The organism is Pseudomonas sp. FG98 (genome assembly GCF_057808595.1).
On record NZ_JBMDIJ010000203.1, the window covers coordinates 1 to 313 of the forward strand.

The following is a 313-nucleotide window of genomic DNA, read 5'->3' on the forward strand; positions in this document are numbered from 1 at the left end:
GTGGAACCATGAAGCCGGCGCCGCATTTCGCTGCCTGGCCGCTGCGCCCGCCGCCGCAGTACCTGCGCTGGATGGTCGGCGGGCTGGTGGTGCTGGCCCTGGTGGGTTGCGCCGGGGTGCTGCTGCGCCCGTGGCTGGAAGAGTGGCTGCCAGCGCTCGCGCCCTGGCCCTGGTGGCGTGGCTGTTGGCGCTGCTGATGCGGGTGCTGGCGTTCCGCTTCAACCGGCATAACGCCGCGTGCTACGCCGACGCCGTGGAAAAGGTCGAAACCCGCTGGTGGAACCACCATCGACAACAGGCCGCGCTGCTGGAG

General features: G+C 70.6%; 1 pseudogene. It reads left to right on the forward strand.

The annotated features are described in order from the left end of the window. Positions 1-197, forward strand: a pseudogene (locus ACODSK_RS32725) (hypothetical protein); the annotation flags it as partial. Positions 198-313: the final 116 nt, after the last annotated feature.